This window comes from Spirosoma endbachense, from assembly GCF_010233585.1.
GTDB lineage: Bacteria > Bacteroidota > Bacteroidia > Cytophagales > Spirosomataceae > Spirosoma > Spirosoma endbachense.
In genome coordinates this window covers 1,083,980-1,098,717 of the sequence record NZ_CP045997.1, presented here as the reverse complement: position 1 = coordinate 1,098,717, position 14,738 = coordinate 1,083,980, and the positions used below count along the sequence as shown (strand labels likewise).

At 48.0% G+C, this 14,738-nt stretch carries 9 protein-coding genes; all 9 read right to left on the bottom strand.

Translation table 11 applies throughout. The features are described 5' to 3' along the window. Positions 1-48: 48 nt before the first annotated feature. Positions 49-1,419, bottom strand: coding sequence for a glycoside hydrolase family 28 protein (locus GJR95_RS04445; RefSeq protein WP_162384735.1), 1,371 nt, complete (start codon positions 1,417-1,419; stop codon positions 49-51). Between the two features lie 51 nt (positions 1,420-1,470). Then, entirely contained in the window at positions 1,471-4,416 is a 2,946-nt protein-coding gene (locus GJR95_RS04440; protein ID WP_162384734.1) for a glycosyl hydrolase 115 family protein, read from the bottom strand. Further along, on the bottom strand, positions 4,417-5,115 hold the full coding sequence (locus GJR95_RS04435) for a GDSL-type esterase/lipase family protein (RefSeq protein ID WP_162384733.1): 699 nt from the start codon (positions 5,113-5,115) through the stop codon (positions 4,417-4,419). It lies immediately after the preceding gene. A gap of 20 nt (positions 5,116-5,135) precedes the next feature. Beyond that, the gene (locus GJR95_RS04430; protein WP_162384732.1) at positions 5,136-6,128 is read right to left on the bottom strand and encodes an alpha/beta hydrolase family protein; all 993 of its coding nucleotides are present in this window, start codon (positions 6,126-6,128) and stop codon (positions 5,136-5,138) included. Positions 6,129-6,153: 25 nt separating this feature from the next. After that, a complete protein-coding gene (locus tag GJR95_RS04425; RefSeq protein ID WP_162384731.1) occupies positions 6,154-7,566 on the bottom strand; it encodes a family 43 glycosylhydrolase in 1,413 nt (470 codons plus the stop codon). Between the two features lie 115 nt (positions 7,567-7,681). Next, entirely contained in the window at positions 7,682-9,379 is a 1,698-nt protein-coding gene (locus tag GJR95_RS04420; protein WP_162384730.1) for a RagB/SusD family nutrient uptake outer membrane protein, read from the bottom strand. A gap of 16 nt (positions 9,380-9,395) precedes the next feature. Next, on the bottom strand, positions 9,396-12,734 hold the full coding sequence (locus tag GJR95_RS04415) for a SusC/RagA family TonB-linked outer membrane protein (RefSeq protein ID WP_198424805.1): 3,339 nt from the start codon (positions 12,732-12,734) through the stop codon (positions 9,396-9,398). Positions 12,735-12,956: 222 nt separating this feature from the next. Further along, positions 12,957-14,036 carry a FecR family protein gene (locus GJR95_RS04410; protein ID WP_162384729.1) on the bottom strand — a complete coding sequence of 360 codons (1,080 nt, stop codon included), beginning with the start codon at positions 14,034-14,036 and terminating at the stop codon, positions 12,957-12,959. A gap of 106 nt (positions 14,037-14,142) precedes the next feature. Beyond that, entirely contained in the window at positions 14,143-14,736 is a 594-nt protein-coding gene (locus tag GJR95_RS04405) for an RNA polymerase sigma factor (RefSeq protein ID WP_162384728.1), read from the bottom strand. Positions 14,737-14,738 lie beyond the last annotated feature (2 nt).

The window sequence follows — 14,738 nt, the reverse complement described above, 5'->3', positions numbered from 1 at the left end:
GGCTGAGCCAATAAATAGTTATCCAGCCGATTGGTCGGAGAGTGGCCGTCAGTCCACAATACTAACATGGACAACATGCTCATGAATATATTTTTTTTCCAGTATAGTGCCAGTGGTTATGTTTTTAAGAGTTACGTTTTCGATCGGAAGTGCTTTCTGACCCAGAATCCGGGATACAAACTTGACATTGGATGCGTCAATATGGTCCAGAAATATATCTTTGATCGGTGTTAATCTTCGTTCGTATGTAGGCACCAGCGTTCGCCACTGGTATAAGACATCGGTTTCAATACCCAGTACACCCAGATCAATTTTCCCTGCCTGAACATGGCTCATGTGGATATTTCGTACAAATCCTCCCATGCGTTCATTGGTCTTAATGAATAGCAGATGATTTAATTTGGCTCCGTCTACCACCCGGCAGCTATCGACAAACACATTCTCAATTCCGCCCGAAAGCTCACTGCCAATCGCCACCAGTTGATGGCCGTTTTTCACCAGACATTTGCGAATGACAATATTTTTGGATGGTGTTTTTAGACGCCATCCTTCCGGATTACGGCCTGATTTGATGGCAATGGCATCATCCCCCTGATCGAACTGACAATCTTCGATCAGGACATTCTGGCTCATCTCCGGATCAACGCCATCATTATTATGGCCATGCGCATAGACCTTTACCTTTCGAATGACTACATTTTTGCACAGGTAGGGATGAATTGTCCAGAATGGACTATTGGTAATGGTGATCCCTTCCAGGAGAATGTTTTCACTCCGATTAAACTGAATAAACTGGGGCCGCAAATGGGCTGTGTCATTGACCATTTGTCGCTTTTCAACGGGTGCCCGTTCCCAGGCTAGGTTGTACAATCGCTTGATGCTCTCCATATGGGGTTTAGGACGGGCATACCATTGCTGCCACACATCTAGTCTGGCTTTCAGTTCACCTTCCCCAGTAATGGCCACGTTTTTACACTGATAACCATAGATGAGTGGCGAATAATTGTAACATTCCAACCCTTCCCAGGTGGTATGGACAGCAGGCAGGTAATCGGTGGGGTTCTCTGAAAAAAGTAGTATTGCCTCTTTAGCTAAGTGCAGAGCCACGTTACTTTTCAGATGCACCTGTCCGGTTAGCCATTCGCCTTTGGGGATGACAACCACTCCTCCACCCTGTTTATTGGCTTGATCAATGGCCTTCGCAATAGCCTGGGTTGTTTTTTCTTTGTTACCCGGAACGGCACCAAAATCAGTGATGGGTAATCGGAGGCATTTGCTGAAGTCGGGCACCCTGATTGCTGGCATTTTAAACGGTGCCCTGACGTTAACTTCCTGGATCATTACGCCCGAATCCGTTTGATCAAACGAATACAAAAAGATCGAAAAAACAACCAGAACACAGGCTATTGTACTTTTCATAATGTATACATTAATTGGTTCGCAAGTATGGGCCGGAACCCTTAAGAGTCCTTATTTCAGTGAGCCATGAGCTGATTCTGGCACAGGACCATAATAAGCCTGCTCAACACCCAGATTAATGAAAATACGGTCAAGGATAACACCTGGGTCAATCCTATAAATGGTCAGCGTATGTTTTCCACCGGGTAAGGAGGCTTGTTTCAGGGTTCTGAAAGCTGAGTTGCTGAGTACGTTTTGTTTCCATTCCTCCGTGCGCCCGACTGTTTTAAACGTAAGGACTGTCAGATTTCCGCCATCGATACTAACCGCATACCGCATGTCCTGGTTGTTATTCAATGGAAATGTCGGTAACGTATAAATCGTAAAGTCAGCCGGAGACGCGTGAAACGTATAAAAATTGTAGGTAACAGCGGGATATGTCCGGATGAGGGCTGTATCGGCCAGCGGTGTCGTCGCTTCAACAGACAAAGGCATTGCTTCCAGCGCTTTACCAGCTGCTCCTACCCCTTCGACAACCTCCCATTTATCGGCCTTATTATTCGTAAAAGTTGTCCCACTAGTAGCGTCGATGGCGATAAAACCCGCAGCCTCGACAAAGCCAGTATATCCATTTAAGTCGGGAGTGGGTGCATTGTTGGCTTCGATGGCAATAGTCATTTCATGGCTACCGCCAACTATTTTGACAAATCCGGATAGTACTTGATTAGGTGCCTTGTCCCAATCAATGTCTACCCAAAGCCGACAATCGCTTTGGCCTTCTTTCGAGCTAAGCGTACCTTGCCTTTGGCTCACCTTGATCCAGTTAGCCGACTGGGTGACCGAAAACGGTAGTTGGGCATCCCGGCATAGGAATACATCGATAAAATAACGTTGCTTATTCCAGCGATCAAATCGGGGAAGCATCAACGGAGCATTATTTCCAGAATCTGCTTTTGAATACCCTTCCGGAATAACCTGCCAGTCTTGTCGCGCACTCTTTTGGTTAAAATTATAAGAAGGTAATGCATAAACCGGCAAATCTCTGGGATGCATCGACATCATTTCCCGCCATTTTCCCTTTACAAGCTGCTGGTTAAAATAAGTGGTTTCCTTTCCGATTGCCTCATAGGCTTGTTTTGACAGCGTCGCATACTGCTGAGCGCTGATTCGTCCCTGTTCTGCGTAGCGATACGCTTTATCCCGATAGAGAAATTTTTTATTCATCAACGACGCGCAGACGACAGGGTATTCGACCAGCTGGTAGTACGAATCTCTTTGCTGTACGGGTAATTTTAACCCGATCGCCTTAACCACGTTTTCCAGTTCACTATATCGATCCAGCCGTCGTTGGGCCTGATCGCCGAAAAAATGATGATTATAGGCCGTCAGCGGCTTAATCGGCGTCGTTGGTTCGGTTTGACTCCAGCCCATAAATTCGGGTTTACGCTCGAAAGCTAACTGATAATAGTCCCATAAAGCACCCGAAATGGTCGTAGCAAACTGGTCCCCAAACAGACACCTTACCCAGTTTTGTAGATGCTGTTTCGAATACTGGCTATCCAGAAAGGGATCGACCCGATAGGCCATATCCATAAAGAGCTGCAAATCATATTCTCCGGGCTTAATATCGCCTACGTTGACGACCCAGACCTGATTTGCTTTCGTCGCATACGCTTTGGTCATTTCTTCGCGAATCAGCGCGGGATGGGTCGTCGATAACCATAAATAATCATGGGGACGCCCCCAATAGGAAGCGTGGTAGTAGACGCCCGAACCACCCGGACGATTTGCCTCTTCCGCATTGCTCAGTTGGTGGATATAGCCATAATTGTCATCAGGCCAGATCAGGGTAACATCATTCGGGACCTTCAGCCCATTCGCATAGACCTCCAGAACCTCTTTATAGAGCGTAAATACCTGGGGGACTTTCGTCGCGTCAGGATTGATGTATTTCTGGAATAAACCGCGCTGGTCGGCAAAAATCTGCTCAATTAACGGAACCGCTTCTTTGGGGTCTTTAACACCTTCCATGCCACTATCATGAACACCGCGCATACCGATGGTGTACATGACATTTGTGGCCCCGGCTTCTTTCACCCGACTCTCCCAGTAGCGATAAATCGCAGATTTGTTGGTGATATAATTGAAGTCGCCCATGCTTTTTTTATCCCATTCGCGGACGTTATTGCGCAGCATCGGTTCGGCATGAGACGTACCGACAATTAGTTCATAGGCATCCGCCACTTCTTTGTTGCCTGGAATCGTATAAAATGGCTTTGTACTGGGATGCATCGCTGGCCAGATCAGGTTTGCTTTAAGCCGAAGCAGGAGTTCGAAGACTTTGGCATATGTTTTAGGCCCGATGTCGGCGGTTTCGGGTTCGAACGTTTTGGCCGCCCAGGGTTGTAATCCCCAATCTTCATCATTGATAAAAATACCCCGGTATTTCACGGAAGGTGGTGATGAAACATACTCATCCTGCTGAATGATTAGTTCACGGTTCTGCTTTACCGGCACATCGGCCCACCAGTACCAGGGCGACACGCCCAGCTTTTCTGAGAGTGTGAAGACACCATAAGCGGTCCCGCGCGAATCACTCCCCGTAATGACCAGCGCTTTGGAAATGGATGCCAGCGGCTTCTCCACCACAGTCATTCCAAAGCATTCCCACTGTCCCTGAAGTTTGCGCTGAAACAGCGACTGTTGGCTTACCAGCTTTAGGATAAGAGTCGATTGAATCGGCCCGATGGCAATGATGTTGCCCGATGCCTTCGACAGATCGGTTATTACCTTCGGCTTAACTGTGGTGACTCGCTCAATATCAAGGGCCAGCAAATGGGCTGCTATTGAGTCAAGCTTAGCAGCATTCGGGTTATAAACAATGGTGACTCGGGACGTGTGGGTAACAATAGGGAATGGGGTAGCCTTTGCCAAAGGGCTCTGAGTCAGCATAGCCAGAATCCAGAACCCGAATAGCCCCAACCGTATCGCTTTATAAAAAAATAGTTCTGCCGACATTTAGTTCAAGAGTAAGCTAACGATGGGTTCGATCAGTTTTCGGGAACCGTTGGCATCGAGATGCAAACCGTCGGCCGTCATGGTTTCAATGTCCAGACCGGGTATAGCAAAGCCGCTGACAAAAAAACAGTCATTCCGTTGAGCGACTTGTTTAAATGATTCGCCCATCGCTTTCACCCGTTGCCCACCGCCTGCATATTTTTCGGTAGCCTCCGCCTTGGTTCCGTAGGGTGGTGGCGAAACGATGACAATTTTTGCCTTTTTCAGAGCTGCGTACGGGCAGTTCTGAATGCTGCGAATGAGTTTTTCCAGATTGGCGGGCACTTCCTGCTGACGGTCCGCAAAAACCGCCTTGGCATCGTTGGTACCCAGTTCGATGACAATGAAATCATAGGGGCTGCTTCCGGTCGATTCGGATGCTTTTTTTAGGTTCTGATCGATGACCATGAGTGAATTGAGGGTGCTATCTCCCAGATTCAAAAATCCGACGGTTCGGCCCGACTTACTGATATTATAGACATGGGCATTCGGAAGTGCTTGCCTCAGCTGCTGTGGCCAGCTATAGGGGAATGTGCCATTGCTGTCGCCAAGGGTAAAAATGCTGAGTCGCTTTTCGGAGAGAATAGCCTGTTGAGCAACAGCTACACTATTGACATACAGTTGCAAAACAAACAAATAGCTGATGGTTGCTTTTTTCATCTTTAGGGTTTGTGCTAGCGTTACTCGTTCAGGAGTTCATTCAGTGCATAGTCTGTCAGCATTTCATGAGCCCCTTCGAAAATAGTTAGTCTCACGTTGCCGACTTCTTTTTTCAGGCAGATCGGTCGGTCAGCGATCTGGCCGAGCTTACCTAATGGCTGGCGAAATTCAAGCAACGTCAGCTTCTCCTGGTCGGACACGTACTTAGATCGATCGGTTACCGACAAGTCCTTCAGTAGCTTGTTGTAGAAATTAATCGAGTGCGTAATTGGTACACTGCCCTGTATACCGTCATATACCCCTGCGTAAATGAACAGCTTCGCCTGTTTCATTCTGTTCACCGGCGTTTTCATATAGAGCGGTGATCTCAGTCGGGCACTTTCCAGATTCAGGCTTTCTCTGGAATCCGTGCAGGCCAAAATATCCGTTGCGTATTTAGCCTTCCTAATCGTACTTTCCCGATACCAGGCTTCCAGATCCGAAATGGAAGCCCATGCCGAAAATTTTCGGATCGGATGTTTCGATTTCATGAAGGTACTCAACGTAGCATATCCGCCACCACTGACACCGATCACGTAGATTTTGCTGGTATCTACATTGGCATGTTGGCGGGCAAACGTGATCGCATCGTCAATGTCGGTTAAGGCCAATTCGCTGCAACAGGCACTCGCCGTCTTGTTGGCTCCGCGAAAATCCGGATGGATATAATTTAAATCCCGCTGCTTACAAAGGGGGGCCAGATCATCCTTTTGCTGATAATCTCCGCTCCAGGTGTGTAAGGAGATGATCAGCGGTTGAGGCCTGGCCGACCGTGTTTTATAGAAATAGGCTTTTTGAATCTGACTATCCGCACTGGACTGAATACCGACTAATTCAACATCCGACGGCCAGGTCGTACTACGCGTATCATCGAACTTGATATATGACTCAGTGGCAGGCTGAGTTTGCGCAATGGAAACAGCACACTGTAACCAAATGATAATCAACACGAACGCGCGAATAAAAGTCTTCATAAATAGAACGGGCATAGTAGATCGCTTAGTTATTAATTAAAATTTTATCAAGCGATACAAAGTTATCTATACTGCCGTAGTTCGACCTTCGTTTATCCGACCAGGTTCCGTGTTCTCCTGCCACCGTAACGGTTAGGGTATATTGTCCTTTAGTCAGAACAGGCGAAAGAAACGCCAGTGATCTGACCGGATATTTACAATACATATCTACCAAGGCTGAACACAGTTTTTTCCCCTGGGCATTGGTCAGCGTTACCTTCGCATAACCTCCATTTGGTCGTAATAACCCGCGCAAACCAACCTGCCTTCCCTTGAATTTCAAGGAGAATGTAGTCCCCTTGACGTTTGAACTGCTTATAGTTGCCGTGTCAGACGTGTGCTGCCACTCGCCCTGATAGTCAATTAATGTTTTATCGATGTTATCGATTACCTTTTTCCCGGCTTCGGCAAAAGACGTTGTTCCGGTTTTCAGATCAATCCGCCAGGCTTCCCGGTAGGTTGGCAGTGAAAGGGACGTACCCGAAACGGAAAGTGGCTGCCAGACGTAGGTTGCCGAGGAAGCCTGACGAGGGAAGGACCATCGGTCACCCATATACATATACGTCGTTTCTTTTGTGCCCGTGATGGGTAAAATAAACGTAGTCTGCGAGTTCCAGGTGAGCGTTCCCTGTGGAGCGAAGGTGCCCCGGTTGATCCAGGGGCCTTTCAGCGAGGTAGCCGTATAGTAGTAATTATCATTACGCTCCCAGCTGGTTAAGTGCGAACCCAAAAAGTAATAGAGGCTGTCTTTCTTTAAAATGGCTGGTGATTCAAATCCTGAAGTCATGCTTTTCGTTAGCTGTTCCGTAACGGATTTGTAATCATCACTGAGTTTATAAATCTCCCCACCGTGAATTAGAACATACCCGGAACCATCGCTGTCCTGAAACGTACCCATATCCCATTTACGAATGGGCAGGCCATTAAAAAACAGTGGCCCCCGAAACGTATAAGGCCCCGTAATAGCGCTTGCCGTAGCATATCCCACAAATTGATCGGTATAACCAAGTGTGTCGGCGTGCATAAACATAATGTATTCTCTCGTTTTGGGGCATTTCATCACCTTCACCCGTTCGCCTACCCGATTAGGACCTAATTTTCCAGAGGCTTGAAGTGGCAACGCCACACGCTCAAATTTCCAGTTGTAAAGGTCAGTCGAGGAGTAACAGGTAAAGCCTGCGAACGCGTTACTGGTATCGCTGTGTGCTTCTCCGAACAGATAAAATCGCCCATTGTCTTTCACGATACAGGCTCCGTGTGCACTGACAACCTGGCCTCTATCGTCGAACCAGGGAATACCGGAATAAATGGCCCCGTAAGTGCCTGGATTTTGCGCGCTGGAACTCAAGGTAGCCGTTAGCGCCAACAGGATCAACGCGAGCGAGGTGAGCGTTTTCATAGGTATTCTGGACACGGCTCGGCTTAACCAAAGAAGTTTGAGCCGGGCAGTGTCAGGAAAGATTTTTTCACCAGCGTAGAGAAATGATCGCTACGCTGATTCGGGTAAGATAAAATTAATAACCTGGATTTTGGGGATATCCGCCGGTATCCCGATCCCTGACCGTTTGCGGAATCGGGCGCAGGTAATACTTGTCCATGACGCCAGCTGGATTTGCCATTTTCGTCAGGATATTTTGCTCAAAGGCCCGGTTCAGTTTATGGGCACGCTTGAGATCCAGCCACCGTTTGTATTCACCTTCCAGTTCTCGGGCGCGCTCATCGAGAATGAAGTCGAGCGTAACGTCGTTGGCTGTAACAACCAGACTTTGACCCGGCAATGTGGCCCGTTTGCGAACAACATTCAGTTTTTCAGCCGCTTTATCTACTTGGCCTCCTTTAAAATAAGCTTCAGCGGCAAGCAGATACGTTTCGGCCAGCCGAAACAGAATGATATCTCTGGTGTTGCGATAATCGTGTTCATTATTGCCGGGGGGCTGAGCCGCCGGATCAAAGAACTTATTGACCATAGGGAATTTCAGCGCCCCGCCAATTCCGTTGAAATCCTGTTTCCATCGGTTGAACCGAATGATCTCAACGTTGGGATTGGCCGTCTTCAACGCAATCGAATCCTGGGCAGTAAACGCCTGATCGGGCTTTGGAAAATAGAAGCGTAAATCCCCTTTCTTCACTGTAGCCGTACCTAGTTTGGCATCCTGAACAGCATAAAACTGGCTTAAGAACGTCCCATCGTAACGGGCATCTTTTCTGGTATCATAGAGGGTGTAGAGAAACTGGGTCGGCATAAAATCAGAGGTACGACGGTTATACAGGGTCGTTTCGCCATCGTAGAACCCCGGTTCCCGGAAAATCCGCCACCCCAGAAAATTGTTCTGACCATTGCCAATCGTTTTATTGCGCAGGCTGGTGGCATCGTATTGGACCGAGAAGATAATCTCCTTATTTTTTTGATTGTCTGCGCGGAAAACATCGGTAAAGGCAGGAAGCAGGGTATAATTCGCCCCGCTGATCACCTCCTCCGCGTACTGGGCTGATTTGGTAAAATCGGTACTGGTTCCGAACGTTTTATAGCCTTTGGTCAGGTAAATCAGCGACAATAAATGTTTAACGACGCCCTGGGTTACGCGGCCAAAATCGGTGGTCGTAACATCCACGCTTGCTACCGCAGCATTCAGGTCGGCCAGGATAAACTCATAGACCTCGGTTTCAGTATTGGGCACGAAGTGGGTTATCGCCGTATTGATTTCCTCCTGAACGATGGGAATACCACCATAGTTTTCGACCAATAGATAATAGTAAAATGCCCGTATGGTACGAACCTCGCCAATGCGCTTGTTCTTCTGACTTTCGGAAAGTCCGGGAATGGTATTTCCTTTATTGATAGCTGTATTACAGCGTTGAATTCCCGCATAAATCATCGTAAAGAATTCATCACTACCTGAGTTATCGGAAGATAAGGTATTGTATTCATTGAGCTGGGTAGCCCGAATGACCCGGTCGCCTACCGTACCGCTGACCGGCTCGATTTCGCCCCGCGTGGTGATGTCGGTTCCCCATTCAAACATTTTAGGGTCACTTTCATAAATATCGCGCAACGAGGCATAGCAGGAGTTCACCAGCGATTCGTAGCCAGCGGCATCAACATAGTAGTTCTCCGCTGTAATGCCGCTCAAATTTTCCTCTTTCAGAAAATCACTGCAGGAAACCAGGCTTACGGTGAGGAGTACAGTTAGTATGGAATATATTTTTTTCATGTTCGAAGGTTCTGATTTAAAAGCCAAGGTTTATGCCAAACAGATAGGAAGCTGAGCTAACGGCTGTTCCATAGGTATTGGTGCTGGTCCACTCGGGGTCGAATCCCTCGTACTTGGTGAATAGAAACGGGTTGGTAGCCGTTCCGTAAATGCGTAAGTTATTGATTTTGTATCGCTTAAGCAGATTGGCTGGCACGTTGTACCCCAGTGTAATGTTGCCTACCCGGACGAAATTGACATTCCGGTATGTCGGCACAGCGGAGTAAGGCCCAGGATTACCGGGCTGAAACCAGGTTTGTGAGGGATTCGTTGGCGTCCAGTAATCGACTTTGAGCTGATTATAGTCCGCATTATAATTCATAAAGGTGGCGTCGAAACTACTGACAAATTGCTCCCCCTGACGGGTATACACCTGGACAAACAGGTCTACATTGCCGTAGCGGAACGTATTGCCAACCGATCCCGTCCAACTGGGAACCCGTTTACCGATAATCTGCCGATCATTGGCATTGATGACGCCGTTGTTGTCCAAATCTTTGACGCGGATTTGTCCCGGTTTTTGATTGAATTTGGCAGCCTGATCAATTTCACTGGTTTGCCAGATGCCATCGTACACATAGGTATAATTCACCTGAACGGGCTGACCGATGAACAGGCTGTTACCGACATCGTCTTTGGTGCCGCCATAGAGCTCAAGAATCTTATTTTTATTGGCATCAAAGACAAAATCGCTTTTCCACATGAATTTTCCAGCGTGAATATTGACCGTACTCAAACCAATTTCGACCCCCGTATTGCGTAGTTTACCGATGTTATCCGTGATGGAGCTAAATCCGGATGGGGCTGGTAACTGACGGTTTAACAGAATATTGTCAATCAACCGGTTATACACGTCTACAGTACCCGTGATGCGATTATTGAGCAACCCAAAATCGAGCCCCAGGTTGATTTCTTTCGTTAGCTCCCAGGTTAAATCCTTATTGGCCAGCTGATTAGGCGCATAGCCGAGAGCGAGGGTTCCGCCAAAATCGTAATACGTTTGGGCGAGGGTGGCCTGCGAAGAATAAGCGGATACACGGTCATTCCCGCTAACGCCGTAACTGACCCTGAATTTAAGGTCGTTGATGGCCGTTATATTCTTCATGAACGCTTCCTGCGACACACGCCAGGCTACTGAAGCCGACGGAAAAAAGCCCCATTGGTTACCTTCCGCCAGTCGTGACGAGCCATCCCAACGGCCCGTAGCAGTTAGCAGATACTTATCTTTGTAATTATAATTGGCACGGCCCATGAATGAAGAGAGTGTATACTTGGTATAGCCCGTGCCATAGCCTTTCACCGTACCGCCCGAGCCCAGGTTGTACCACAGTGATTTATAAGGAAGACCGGCAATATCCAGGTTACTGGTTTCAAGCCGATCCTGCTGCATACTTTGCACGGCTGTAGCAGTAAGCTTATGCTCTCCCCATTGACCTTCGTACGTGGCCTGGTTATCCAACACCCAGGTAAATTGTTCGCTATTGGAATAAATGCCCTCAGTTGGCACGGAACCCCCAAGACTCTGCTTACTTAAGGGACCGTAGTAGGACCCCGAGCGAGCGGTGGACAGGTTGGGTGAAATACTAGATTTCAGGGTCAACTCAGCTGTTGGCTGGAACTGTACATACAGATTACCAAACGCCCGCAAATTTCGGTTTTGACGGAGCTCGTTTTCCTGGTCAAAAACCGGATTGGTAACCGAGTTAGTACCGTAAACGCGAAACGTCAGGTTGCCATTGGCATCGTAGGGATTGGTTATTGGGGGTAACCGGTAGGCTGACCGCAAGGCTTCCGAACTACCCAGATCCTGTAAGCTTTGTACCAGATAAAGATTCAATCCCGTACGCCAACGGTCGTTGATTTGCCGGTCCACATTGCCACGAAGGCTGTAGCGTTTAAAGCTTTCGGGTGAAACATTGCCATTTTCCTGCAATAAGCCGGCACTAATTGCAAAACGGGTCTTGTCATCCCCTCCACTGGCCGTTATATTATGGTTCATCTGCAAACCATTTTTCAGAATCAGGTTTGGCCAGTCAGTAAACTTACCAGCGTCAATGTTTGCCCACTGTTCAGGCGTGAAAAACGTGGTATTGTTCCGCGAGACATCCTTGCCCTGAGCCTGGAACATAGCCGTACGAAAGGCAACATACTCCGGTCCAGTAAACATATTCGGTAAATGGACGGGGACCCGTGCACCCACGTAGGCGTCGTAGGAGAGGGTCGTTTTGCCCGATTTACCCCGCTTGGTCGTTACGATCACCACCCCTTTTGCCCCCCTGGAACCATAAATGGCGGTCGCCGAGGCATCCTTCAGGATGTCTATTTTTTCAATATCGGCCGGATTAAGGTCATTCAGGCCCGAGGTAGTAGGTATCCCATCGATGACATACAAAGGAGAATTAGATGAGGGTAAATTTGAGCCGCCGATGGAACTGGTCCCCCGAATACTAATACTATAACCACTGCCGGGTTTACCGACGTTTTTGACAACTACTGCTCCAGGCACCCGGCCCTGCAAAGCACCGGTGGCATCCGGGGTAGCCGCCTGGGTGATGGCCGTTGAACTGATCGAGGCTATCGCGCCGGTTACATCGGCTTTTTTCTGGGTACCATACCCTACGACGACCACTTCACTGAGGGTTTTGTCGTCGGGTTGCATCGTAATAGCAATAACATTCTGCGCCCCAACCGTAACTTCCTGTGGTAGGTAGCCCACAAAGGAAAAGACCAGAGCAGTTCCTTTTGATGGTACCGCCAGTCGGAAATTGCCATCGGTATCGGTGGTTGTCCCCCGAGTTGTCCCCTTGACCACGACACTAACACCGGGTAACCCCTGCCCTTTCTCATCCGATACTTTCCCCGAAATAGTTTCGTCTTCGGGCATGGCCGTTACCATGGAGGCCATATCGGACGAATTGGCATTTGCTGAGCCAGCAGACGGGTGATCAGTTCCTGAATTTGATTCCCGATTCAGGATAATGTACCCGCCCGATACGGCATACTGAATGTGTAAAGGACGAAGCAGTTTGTTCAGCACCTCTTCCAGGGGTTGGTTTTGAGCAGTAAGGCTCACTTTACGGTCCCGGATAAGCGAAGGAACGTAGGAAAAGCGAACCTTAGCCATCTTTTCCAGTTGGCTTAACACAACTTTCAACTCCCGTTGTTCAACCTCAACCGTAACGGATCGATTGAGTAAATCCTGTGCTAAACCATCCCGGCCGTAGGTCATTCCAGCCAGTAGCAGAACAAGCAGCAGGGGTACACTAATTTTCATGAGAAGCGCAATACGTTTGCGTTTGGTAATCGTTTTTTTCATAATTTACCAACTGTTTTTGATTTTTAGAAAACAAAACCCTCCCTGGCTCCTGTAGGAGGAGCAATGTTTGCCAAGACATCGAGGGAAGTAACTTCAGTCGCGGGGTAGAAATGAACTTGGTTCCAAGCAGGTTCATTTCGATAGCCCGGCGACTTTTTTTGTGGGCTGTACTTGCGTTAGTTCATAGAATAGATTAAGGGTTAAAGACTTGTTACGGAATGGCTATTTACAACCTTCACTGGAAATGGTGATCTGGGTACCGTCCACTTTATAGCTGGCGCCAATGGTTTGGCAGATGATGTTCAGCTTGGTAAAAAAAGGCTCATCCCGCAGTGGAACCGTTAATTGGCAGTTTTGCATCGTCACCTTGTCATACTGAATCGTCAAACCATACGCCTTTTCCAGCCGGGCAAATACCTCCGATATGGGTGTGTTGTCGAAGTTAAAGCTGACCGGCTGGCTCTCAGACTGTAAGGCATGCGGATCGGCAACGATAGTCGGAGTCAGTTGATTGGCTTCAGTAAGATAGGTTGCCTGCTGATTGGGAGTAAGCATCAGGTGGCTTTCCGAATGTTGAGCAGAACCTGATTCATGCATTGGGTAGACGGCCACGCGCCCGGTACGTACCAATACCGATACCTGTTTGCTCCCGGTCCGGATGGTGAAGCTTGTACCAACGACGCGCGTTGTTAATCCATCGGCGTATACTAGAAACGGCTGCCGGGGATTTTTGGTCACCTCAAAGAAGGCTTCGCCCGTTAGAAAGACTTCCCGTTCTGACCGCTTTGTCATATCACGGGCATAACTTAATCGGCTGTGGCCTGCCAGCGTAATCCGACTGCCATCGGGCAAGGTTACTGGCTGCGCTTTATTTTGCGAATTGTTAACTTCCGTTAAAGGTAGATTGGACGATTCAATAACCTGTTCGTAGGCGTAGGTTGGAGTCGGTTTCAGACCTTGCCAGATACCCCAGCTAACGCCTGCCAGCAGTACTACCGCAGCAGCCACCTGCCACCAGGTTGCCCGGCTGTTTAAGTATCGTACCGGTACTTCCACAACTGGAGTTGTACTGGCTAAAATCCGTTGAATCTCCTGCGTAAGTTCAGTGTCGGATAAACTCGACCCCGTTTGCACCTGTACTAAATAGGCACGTGCTTCTTCCAGATCAGCCTTCTTTTCCGGGTAGGTCGTCAGGAGTTCATCCCATCGCGTTCCAGTGATCGCTGATCCATCCCGAACCCATTGGGCAAACTCATCATCGAGCAGGAAATCTTCGACCTCATAATCCTTATATTGCTTCATGGCTGAACACCATTTCAAAGTGCGTCTATAAGGAGGATAAAAAACAGAGCAGATTATAATGAAAAAAAATAGACTATTTTTTTACTAACTTATAACTATCTCATTATTAGCTAATTATAAAAAGTCGAATAAAAACGTATACGAAGACAAAGAGCAAACCCCACTGTTCCCGGAATGATTTTAACGCCTGCGACAAGAGGTTGGTAGCGGCTGGTCGGGAAATGTCAAGGACCTGTGCGATTTGCTCATTTGACAGGTTTTCATAGAATTTCAGATGAAGAACCTCCTGCTGACGCTTCGAGAGTCGACCAATTGTTTTTTGGAGTTGGGATAATTGCTGCTGATCAACTTCGTCGTCGATAATCCGCTTTTCGGCATGGCTACTGGCTTCGGCCTGCTCTTCATCCCATTCGGGAGGGAGTTCAGTCCAGATTGTATTTTTTTGCCGCTGCTGAAAAATGAGATTGCGAAGCGCCACAAACAGATAAACTTTGAGGTTGGTCACATCGCCTAAAAATAGCCGGCGCTCCCAAAGATTAACAAATAGATCGTGAACACAGTCTTTCAATAGATCTCTATCTTTCAAGAACTTAGCCCCATAATCGAATAAAGGTCTATAATATTTATGCAACAAAGCCTCGAAGGCCTGTCGGTCACCTTCCCGAAACGAATGCCATAAAATTGTGTCCTGTTCGGTCACCG

Coding starts and splice junctions, on each gene's coding strand:
- GJR95_RS04430 (WP_162384732.1), bottom strand. CDS start 6,128: ATGAAGACTTTTATTCGCGCGTTCGTGTTGATTATCATTTGGTTACAG.
- GJR95_RS04440 (WP_162384734.1), bottom strand. CDS start 4,416: ATGTCGGCAGAACTATTTTTTTATAAAGCGATACGGTTGGGGCTATTC.
- GJR95_RS04425 (WP_162384731.1), bottom strand. CDS start 7,566: ATGAAAACGCTCACCTCGCTCGCGTTGATCCTGTTGGCGCTAACGGCT.
- GJR95_RS04445 (WP_162384735.1), bottom strand. CDS start 1,419: ATGAAAAGTACAATAGCCTGTGTTCTGGTTGTTTTTTCGATCTTTTTG.
- GJR95_RS04420 (WP_162384730.1), bottom strand. CDS start 9,379: ATGAAAAAAATATATTCCATACTAACTGTACTCCTCACCGTAAGCCTG.
- GJR95_RS04415 (WP_198424805.1), bottom strand. CDS start 12,734: ATGAAAAAAACGATTACCAAACGCAAACGTATTGCGCTTCTCATGAAA.
- GJR95_RS04435 (WP_162384733.1), bottom strand. CDS start 5,115: ATGAAAAAAGCAACCATCAGCTATTTGTTTGTTTTGCAACTGTATGTC.
- GJR95_RS04410 (WP_162384729.1), bottom strand. CDS start 14,036: ATGAAGCAATATAAGGATTATGAGGTCGAAGATTTCCTGCTCGATGAT.